We start from the raw sequence: 8,859 nt of genomic DNA, 5'->3' as shown, positions 1-8,859 counted from the left end.
CATGGCCCCGACCCAGGTTTTATAGGTGGCCCGGCGTGCTTTGGAGCGGGCTATGGCGTGTGGGTTATTCGGGTTGGTGGTGGAAAAGAAGAAGGTTGGCGGGCGTGTGACAGTGGTCATGGGTATCTCCCCCGAGATAAACCTGTATTAGAAGAAGTGTTCTAAACATAATCCTTGCGGCTACCACCACGCATGGCTATAGCTAGTGGTGAATTCCCGTCAAGTCGTTACTATAAACGGGGGTAGCCACCATGCGTTAGTCAGGACATTCGACGCCAACCAACGAAAAATCCCACCAACGTGGAATCTATTCGTAGCGCACGTCACCACGTGCAACGTCCTTGCGCCCATGAACAATGAAGTAGACCACAGAAGCAACCAGCATCAAAGCCGCCAGCATCCAGTACATGGCGGAGTATCCCGTCGCGGAGATAACCTGCCCCAGCAGAATCGGACCGAAGCCGATGCCTAGGTCCAGCAGCAAGAAGAAGGTCGAGATGCCCGCACCCATCTCGTGCATCGGCACCAGGCGCACAGCGATAGCCTGACCCGCCGGCAGGATCGAGCCATATCCGATACCCACCAAGACCCCCGCAGCAACAATCTGCCAATCAGCACCAGCCGAAGCCAGGACAGCCAAGCCGGCAATAAAGAAGACGAGTGAAGAGTAGATGATGATGTTGTCACCACGGCGGTCCTGCAGCCTACCCAACACAAAGCGCAGAACGAGGCTCACCACCGCATAAGCCAAGAAGAAGTAGCTAGCGCCCTTCTCCAGCCCCGCGTGGGAGGAATAGCCATTCAGGAAGGTGATAATGCCCGTATAAGCAACACCGACCAAAAGAATGAACACGCCAAAAGGTGCCACCGCTGGGTGCACAATATTCCCCAAGGAGAAGGAGACGCTTCGATGCTCCTGCGCCGGCGCCTTGACGACGAGCCCCAGCCCCAAGGCCACCACCGTCAGCGTCAACGCCACTAGAAACACGGAGTTATAGCCGGCGTTGTGGACAATCGCTAAACCTGCCGCCGGACCAAAAGCGGTGGCCAGCGTCGTCCCCAAGGCGAAGTATCCCGTTCCCTCTGCGCGACGATGGTCCGGGATAACCGATTGCGCCACAGCCATCACAGCCGTCGATGCCACCGCATAGCCGAAGCCGTGCACGATACGGACAGCAAACAATAGTGGCAGTGACTGAGCTGGGAAATACAGCGCCATCGCCACAGTGACCACGATGAGGGAGATGACCAGCGAGCGCTTCCGCCCAGCAGCATCCACAATGTAGCCCGAAAAGAGGCGAGCAATCGTCGCCCCCACCACGAAGGCGCTTGAGGCAAACCCGCCCGCTGTGTCCGAGGCCTGGAACTGCTCGACGGCATAGAGTGCCATGATGGTCACGAGTAGATAAAAGACCGTAAATTGGGCAAAATTTACCAACCACGCGAACACAAATGTCGGCGTGATAAGGGAACGGGATTCAGAGGACGTTTGAGACACCTTCTTCGACAGCGTATGGAATTAAGACTTCCACACGCTACCAAAGATCAGAGATACTTTCGAATCCCACTTTCGGAATGTGCAGCGCTTGACGACGCCCCTATCCGAACAGTTTCCGCAGGTAGGACGAACCGAATTTCCACTCCGGATCCATCTTTTCGCGCAGCTCGCAGAACTCATCAAATCTTGTATAAAGTTGAGCAAAGTCCTTCCGGGACAGGGAGTTCATCTTGCCCCAGTGCGGGCGCCCACCCGCTGCCCGAAGAATGGGCTCGAGCTTCGGCATATAATCCTGCGGGTTGAGCGCACGTGGAATGTGGAAGGCAATGTACATCGATTCGCGGCCCGATGCTGTCGACAGCGCAACGTCATCCGCGGCCGTCGTACGCAGCTCCATCGGAAAACCGATACGCCAGTCCTGTTCGTCGATGAAGCGGCGGATCTCGCGGACGGCGGCGGGGCCGTCGGCAAGCGGCACCGCATACTCCATTTCGTGGAAGCGAACCCGGCGCGGGCTGACGAACACGTCGTGAGCAGCTGAACGGTAGCGGTTATGAGAGATAACCGAGGTGGCGAACTTGTTGAGCGTCGGAATCGTCCCCGGAAGAAGACGCCCCAGAGCCAGGGCTGCGGCGAAGGCGCCGTTGCCGATGAGCTCATCGTCGATAAGCGCCTTAAGGCGTGAGCGGCGCTCCCCGTTCGGCTCTAAGCGCGTGTTGGCTTTGACCATCGCTCGGTCGGTGTGCGGGAACCAGTAGGACTCGAAGTGGTCGACGCCCCGAGAGAGCTCCTCCCAATTATCCATCAGCTCATCGAAGGCAATGCCAGATTCTTCCGCCAGCAGGTCGAAGGCGTCCACACACTGCATTTCAACTTCAACAACCACGCCGAGCGCGCCCACGCTGACGACCACGAGGCGAAGGAGTTCTGGGTCTTCGTCGATGGAATAGCTGCGGGTGTTGCCGTCGGCGTCGATAAGCGTCAGCCCAGTGACCGTCCCCGCAAAGCCCGTGTAATTGATGCCGGTGCCGTGGGTCGAGGTCGAAATCGCGCCCGCCAGCGATTGCGGGTCCACATCACCCTGGTTAGCCAGGGCAAGCCCGAAGGGGCGCAGGAGCTTGGGCACGTCCCGCAAGCGAGTGCCTGCCAGGAAACGGACGCGCTTGCGCTGCTTATCGACGCTCACCAGACCACTCACGTGATCGAGATTGAGCATCGTCTCCTCCCCCGCCGCAATGGGAGTGAAAGAGTGACCAGCGCCCACAGCACGCACGCTGCGGGAGCGGCTAATAATTCCAGGGATCTCGTCTATGCGGGAGGGCTGTACAAACTCCTGCGGTTTCGTGGTGACCGATCCTGCCCAATTGCTAAATGTGGTTGTCATCGGAGTGTCCATCCTTGTCCTCTATAGGTATCCCATACATCAACGCCGTCTTCTCCAACGGCCACTAGGCGGTCGACGTTTTCTGTCATTTCGCCGGCCTTGGCGTGACGGAACCACACCAAGTCCTCGACATTCATATCCATGCCTCGGAGAGGCGTCTGCACCTCACCGGCACCCTCCGTGCTGGAATAGCTCAGCCCTGCCGGCCACACCGGAACCGGAACGCGATCCTTCGCGGGTGGTCCGGAGGCAATCCAGCCTCCGGAGTTGACCGTGGCCCAGCCCGGCGCGGGAACGCGGGAGACCTGGCAAACGAAGAACGCTGCTGCCTTGTGGTTGATGCCGGTGAAGTCATCAAAAATCGCCGGCGTGTAGAAACCGGAGCCAGCGGCCAGCTCGGTCAAGGTTCCTTCGGCCGCGGATTCTTGGAGACTGCCCGTGCCGCCGCCGTTGACGAATTCGATGTCCGCTATCTCCCGCGCGACCTCCACGCAAGCACGGCGCCGCGGGGCCAGGTCCGCCATGGACTTGGTGCGCAGCCAGCGCTTGACTGCCCCCACCGGCCCCGGCAGGCCATCCGCGACGGATGCCACTTGACCCTCATAGGCCATGAGTCCGACAAGCCGGTGCCCGCGCCGAAGAATCTCGCGCGCCAATACTGAGACCTGTTCCGGCGTGCGCACAGGTGAGCGCCGCGGGCCGATGACCGCCCCCGGCACGTGGAGGGTGCAATCAATGTCGATGGCCACGCGCAGGGATCCCTCAAGCAGGTCTAAGAGCTCAGCACTATCCACCATGATGGTGATGGCCTCGCGCGCGGTGCCATCCGCTGCAAGCTCACGCAGGGCCTTGCGGTTGACGCTCGGATAAGCCACCACAATGTCGCGGAAGCCCTCTCCCACCAGATGCAGAGCCTCTGGAACGGAATAGGCGAGGATGCCACGGTAGCCCTCGTGCTCGAGGGCGCGACGAAGTGCTGCCACGCTGCGGATCGACTTCGAGGCCACGCGGATGGGTAGTCCTCCGGCGCGAGTCGGCATCTGTGCAGCGTTGTAGTCAAACGCGGCGAGGTCAATAACGCCTACGGGCGCTGGGTTTTCTCCAGATCTGACGAGCGGCTCAACGGCCGCGCGCACCTGGGCCTGTGGAGTAGTCGCGAGGATTGGCATAGCGTTATCCTAACCACGATTAATTTAGTTTGTGAGACAAATCTCGAAAAATCTATAGCGCCCTCGCATATTTTTGGGACAATAGACCGCATGAAGACCTTCACTCAGACCCGTCTGCCCCATCGAGTGCTCAATTTCTTAGACACGGACCCCGCCCGCGATGTTCGCGGCACGGGTGAGCAGCACCAGGCTCACGCGCCTTTTAGCGGTGAGGATCTCTTTAGCTTCCCTGTCGCCACTGCCGGGGACGTCGAGAAAGCCGTCAACTATGCGCGCGCCGGCGTTGGCCAAGGTGACCGCGCCGCCATCCTGCTGCGCCTGCACGACCTCGTTCAGGAGAACGAGGAGCTCATCCTCGACCTCATCCAGGCAGAAAACGGCAAGTCCCGCTCCCATGCCTATGACGAGCTGATGGATCTGTATAACTGCGCGCGCTTCTACGCGGTCAATATCCGCAAAGCTTTCGGCGCTGACCGCCACCCCGGCGCGCTTCCCGTGCTGACTAAGACCCGCACCCAGCATTACCCACTGGGCGTGGTGGGGCTAATCTCTCCGTGGAACTATCCCCTGTCCCTCGGTGTTGGCGATGTTCTGGCAGCCCTCTCGGCTGGTAATGCCGTGGTGCACAAGCCGGATTCTCAGACCACGCTAACGGCGATTCTGCTGAGGCGCCTAGCCATCGAGGCGGGCCTTCCGGAGGCTGCCTGGCAGCTGGTTCCCGGCCGCGGAGCGGAAGTGGGCGATGCCCTCGTTCCCCTGGTGGATGGCCTTTCCTTTACCGGTTCCACCAAGGCTGGCAAGTCCATCGCTACCCAGGCTGCGGGGCGCCTCATCCCCACCATGCTGGAGCTGGGTGGCAAGAACCCGATGCTGGTGCTTGACGACGCCCCCCTTAAGCCCACCGCCCAAGGCGCCGTGCGCACCGCATTCTCCTCCTCCGGGCAGCTGTGTATGTCCGCCGAGCGCGCCTATGTGCACGAGAGCGTCTTCGAGGAGTTCCTCTTCGAACTCAAGAACGCTCTGGACCAGCAGGTGCTTGGGGCGGCCTTCACCGATGCTGCCACCATCGGCTCGTTGTCCTCGCAGCGCCAGCTCGATGCAGTAGTTGCCCACGTCAAGGACGCCGTCTCCAAGGGCGCCACCGTGGTTTATGGCGGAAAGGCCCGGCCGGACCTTGGGCCCTACTTCTACGAGCCCACCGTGCTGACTGGTGTGACCCCAGAGATGGATCTCTATGCCACCGAAACCTTCGGTCCAGTGCTCGCGGTGTATACGGTAAGTTCCGACGCCGAAGCCATTCAGCTCGCCAACGACACGACCTACGGCCTATCCGCATCGGTGTGGTCCGGAAACTCCCGCCGCGCGTGGAAGGTGGCTTCCCAGCTGGAAGCCGGCATGGTCAACATCAATGAGGGCTTCGCAGCCGCCTATGGTTCCATCGCCGCACCCGGTGGCGGCGTCAAGGAGTCTGGCCTGAACCACCGCCACGGTATTACCGGCATGCGCCTGTGGGCCAATGAGCGCACCGTGGCCGAGCAACGCCTACACCCGCTTGCGCCCTCGGAGTACATCTCCCCGGAGCGCTTCCGTCAGCTGGTGTCCACCGGCATGCAGCTGATGAAGACCTTCCGGCTCTAGCCTAAACAGCCATGAAGGAACTTACCCGCGACGAGCTTCTCGCACGTCGGCTCATTGCTCAAGGCCTTGCACCATCGGCGGCGCGGCCCCTCACGTCGGCGCTAGAAGTGGCTGAACATCTCCTTGCTCTGCAGGGCCAGACCTACAATGCCGGCGTTCGTGCGCTCTCCTTGCGAGCTGAGTGTGACGAATACTTGCTGGGCTATGCCAACAAGGAATGGATTATCCCCGATGAGATCCGCAATGATGTCCTGACCAAGAACGGTCTCAGTTGGCCGTGGGTAATGGAAGGCGGACGCGGCGTGGCCAGCTTGCGTTAGCTGCAAGCGTTACGGCATTCGCAAAATGCGGCGATGAACCGTTCCAGCGGGCTCGACGTGGATAAAGACCTCAGCGCCGGGGAATAGCTCGTCGATGGCGTCCTCGATTCTGTCGGCAACAGTGTGCGAGTGCAGCACTGTCCACTGGCCGGGAACATCCATCGTGAGATACACCAAGCGGTTGCGGCCCGAAGCAACGGTACGACGCGACGTGATCTCCACGTCATGACGCTCCTCCAGTTCGTTAAGGAGGGCATCAAGCTGCGCATGCTCTTCCTTAGGCAGGGACTCCGACAACAGGGAGCTCAGTGATTCTTTGAGCAACTTGTAGCCAGTCCACAAAATATTGAGGCCCACGGCAAACGCGATGACTGGGTCGAGCCACAACCAATCCGTGAGGCTGACCGCGCCGATGCCGAGGAGGACGCCGACGGACGTCCAGACGTCGGTAAGCAGATGCTTTCCGTCCGCCTGCAAAGTGGCCGAACGATGCTGCCTGCCCGCGCGCACAAGCAGAAGGCCCACGCCCAGGTTAAGTAAGGAAGCCACGAGCGACAGCAGGAGGCCAAGCCCAGGTTGCTCCAGCGGCTGCGGATCCAGAAGTCGGCGAATGGCTGTGTAGATAATCATCGCTGCAGCGACGAAGATCATCACACCCTCGACCAGCGCGGACACATACTCGGCCTTGCCGTGACCGAACTGATGGTTCGCATCGGCCGGCTTTGCCGCAATTTTGATAGCCACAAACCCCACAACGGCGGCAACGAGGTTAACGCCGGATTCGAGGGCGTCGGAAAGAAAGCCCACAGATCCCGTCACCGCGGCAGCGATGACCTTGAGCGCAATCGTGGCCACTGCGGTGGTGATAGAGAGCTTCATAAAGCGCTCGAGCAGTAGTTGCTCTGAGCTAAGAGAAGACAACTAAAAACTCCTTCGGTTCGGGTGCGGACCGAAGGTCTCGTTCACGCCGCAGGCAATGCAAACGCTGGCTGGCCGGGCGGAAAAGCCAGTATGTCGACCAGGCATCTCGGAAAGTATCCGAGGGAACTACTCCCCTTCAGGAATATCTAACAATATAGAGGCCTTACGGCGGAAGCAAGACGCAAAAAGCCGCAGGTTGCGCGCCCGCGGCTTTACTAAACATAAGGTTTAGTGCTGGCTCTCTGCGAATTCCTCAACCAACTTAGCGTTGAAGGCTGGGAGATCGTCCGGGGTACGGGAGGAAACCAGACCCTGGTCGCAGTGAACCTCTTCGTCTACCCAGGTAGCGCCGGCGTTACGCAGGTCGGTCCGCAAGCTGGGGAAAGAAGTAAGGGTACGGCCCTTGAGCACATCGGCATCGGTCAGGATCCAAGCACCGTGGCAAATAACGCCCAGCGGGAGATCCTGGGTGACGTGATTGCGCACAATTTCTACAGCGGACTTGTCCAGACGGAGCATATCCGCATTACCGGTACCACCTGGCAAAATGATGCCGTCGAATGGAGAAGCCAGCCTAACGCGATGTTGACGAGTTCGCTACCCCCGGAGAGAACTCGCCTACCACGTCGCTACACTCGATCGCTTTCGCGTTGGGTGCGCGAGTAGCATGTCGACCGCCCCATCATCACCAAGCAGTTCCTAGCTACTCCTTAGGGACATCCTTACGCTGATTCCCCAGATAGGCGTAAGCAGCGGCTATCAGAGCCTGCGTCGCCGTGGTGAGCGTCGGCTGCAGCTCCGGCGCAAAGCGCGGATTGTGGTTAGGAATTGATGCGCCATCGGTACGCCCGCCAAAGCCCCAGAAACAATAGGGAGCGCCGAAGGCATCGGGGATGCGAGAGAAATCCTCCGAGGCGGTCCACGGCTCCATGTCGAGGACGTTGTCGCTACCCAGAACTTCGATAAGCTGCGCGCGCACCTTTTTGGTCACGTCTTCATCGTTGACGGTAAGGGGGTAATTATCACTCTGCACAAACTCTGGCTCGCGCGGGGACATCGCTGCCCGGCACTCCGCCTTAACAATGCGGTGAATTGCCTCTACGATTTGAGCCCGGACGTCTTCGTCATAGGCACGGATGTTGATGCGCAGGGTGGCCGCATCCGGAATGATATTGGCTTTCGAGCCCGCCTGCAGGGCGCCAACAGTCAACACGGCGAAGTGGTGGGGGTCGACCTCACGGGAGACAATTGTCTGCAGCCGCAGAACGATGGAGCTGGCCAGCACCACCGGATCGACGCTGAGGTGCGGCATCGAGCCGTGAGAACCGTGGCCATAGACCGTGACGGTGAGTGAGGTCGCTGTAGACAAGACCGGGCCGGGCGCAATCAGCACGCTACCGGCGGGAGCATTCTTATCGATGAAGATGTGCTGACCAAAGGCCACATCGGAGGTGGGGACTCTATCGGTGAGGCCCGCATCCACCATGGACTGCGCGCCCTCAGCGGTCTCCTCGCCCGGCTGGAATAGAGCGACGAATGTACCGGACCACGCATCGGTTGCTTTCGCCAGCGCTTCCGTGGCACCCAACAAGGCGCTCACGTGGGCATCGTGGCCACAAGCATGCATTGCCTCGCCCGAAGCGGAGTAGTCCAGGCCGGTGTCCTCTGTGATGGGCAAGCCGTCGAAATCGGCACGCTCTAGGACAGTCGAACCTACGCCGTTGCGGAGGATGCCGACGACTCCCCCGCCGAATTCCAGCACCTCGACTCCTGGAAATTCCCGGAGCTTATCCGCGATAACACCGCGGGTGCGCTCCTCCTCCATGCTGAGCTCAGGATGCTGGTGCAGATCCTTGTACAGGGCCTCTTGCCACTGCGTGGCCTCTGCTGCGCGGTCTAGGATGTGGGCGATACTCATGCCCACAGCCT

7 protein-coding genes and 1 pseudogene are annotated in these 8,859 nt (G+C 60.3%); 2 read left to right on the top strand and 6 right to left on the bottom strand.

The window, feature by feature from the left end:
* Positions 1-307: 307 nt before the first annotated feature.
* The 3 genes from HMPREF2943_RS02860 to HMPREF2943_RS02850 all read right to left on the bottom strand — a co-directional run bounded on the left by HMPREF2943_RS02860 (position 308) and on the right by HMPREF2943_RS02850 (position 4,051).
* Positions 308-1,498: an MFS transporter gene (locus tag HMPREF2943_RS02860; RefSeq protein ID WP_070710735.1), complete on the bottom strand. Its 1,191-nt coding sequence runs from the start codon at positions 1,496-1,498 to the stop codon at positions 308-310.
* A gap of 100 nt (positions 1,499-1,598) precedes the next feature.
* Positions 1,599-2,882, bottom strand: a complete 1,284-nt coding sequence (locus HMPREF2943_RS02855; protein ID WP_070447006.1) for a D-arabinono-1,4-lactone oxidase — start codon at positions 2,880-2,882, stop codon at positions 1,599-1,601.
* A complete protein-coding gene (locus HMPREF2943_RS02850) occupies positions 2,879-4,051 on the bottom strand; it encodes an alanine racemase (protein WP_070710734.1) in 1,173 nt (390 codons plus the stop codon). The genes HMPREF2943_RS02855 and HMPREF2943_RS02850 overlap by 4 nt, the downstream gene beginning before the upstream one ends.
* A gap of 90 nt (positions 4,052-4,141) precedes the next feature.
* Between HMPREF2943_RS02850 and HMPREF2943_RS02845 the strand changes: the two genes are divergently transcribed.
* Together HMPREF2943_RS02845 and HMPREF2943_RS02840 are read left to right on the top strand one after the other, a co-directional pair.
* The gene (locus HMPREF2943_RS02845; protein ID WP_070710733.1) at positions 4,142-5,689 is read left to right on the top strand and encodes a succinic semialdehyde dehydrogenase; all 1,548 of its coding nucleotides are present in this window, start codon (positions 4,142-4,144) and stop codon (positions 5,687-5,689) included.
* 11 nt (positions 5,690-5,700) lie between these two features.
* Complete coding sequence (locus tag HMPREF2943_RS02840) at positions 5,701-6,009, top strand: hypothetical protein (protein ID WP_070447012.1); 309 nt, start codon at positions 5,701-5,703, stop codon at positions 6,007-6,009.
* 9 nt (positions 6,010-6,018) lie between these two features.
* Here HMPREF2943_RS02840 and HMPREF2943_RS02835 read toward each other — a convergent pair whose 3' ends face one another.
* From HMPREF2943_RS02835 to HMPREF2943_RS02825, 3 genes and pseudogenes are all read right to left on the bottom strand, one after another.
* The gene (locus tag HMPREF2943_RS02835) at positions 6,019-6,930 is read right to left on the bottom strand and encodes a cation diffusion facilitator family transporter (RefSeq protein WP_070447014.1); all 912 of its coding nucleotides are present in this window, start codon (positions 6,928-6,930) and stop codon (positions 6,019-6,021) included.
* A 228-nt stretch (positions 6,931-7,158) separates the two neighbouring features.
* Positions 7,159-7,491: pseudogene (locus HMPREF2943_RS02830) on the bottom strand (DJ-1/PfpI family protein); the annotation flags it as partial.
* Between the two features lie 142 nt (positions 7,492-7,633).
* Positions 7,634-8,848 carry an amidohydrolase gene (locus HMPREF2943_RS02825; RefSeq protein WP_070710732.1) on the bottom strand — a complete coding sequence of 405 codons (1,215 nt, stop codon included), beginning with the start codon at positions 8,846-8,848 and terminating at the stop codon, positions 7,634-7,636.
* Between the last annotated feature and the right edge of the window lie 11 nt (positions 8,849-8,859).

It is taken from the genome of Corynebacterium sp. HMSC072D12 (genome assembly GCF_001813925.1).
Taxonomy (GTDB): Bacteria; Actinomycetota; Actinomycetes; order Mycobacteriales; family Mycobacteriaceae; genus Corynebacterium; species Corynebacterium aurimucosum.
This window is presented reverse-complemented; position numbering and strand designations above follow the sequence as displayed.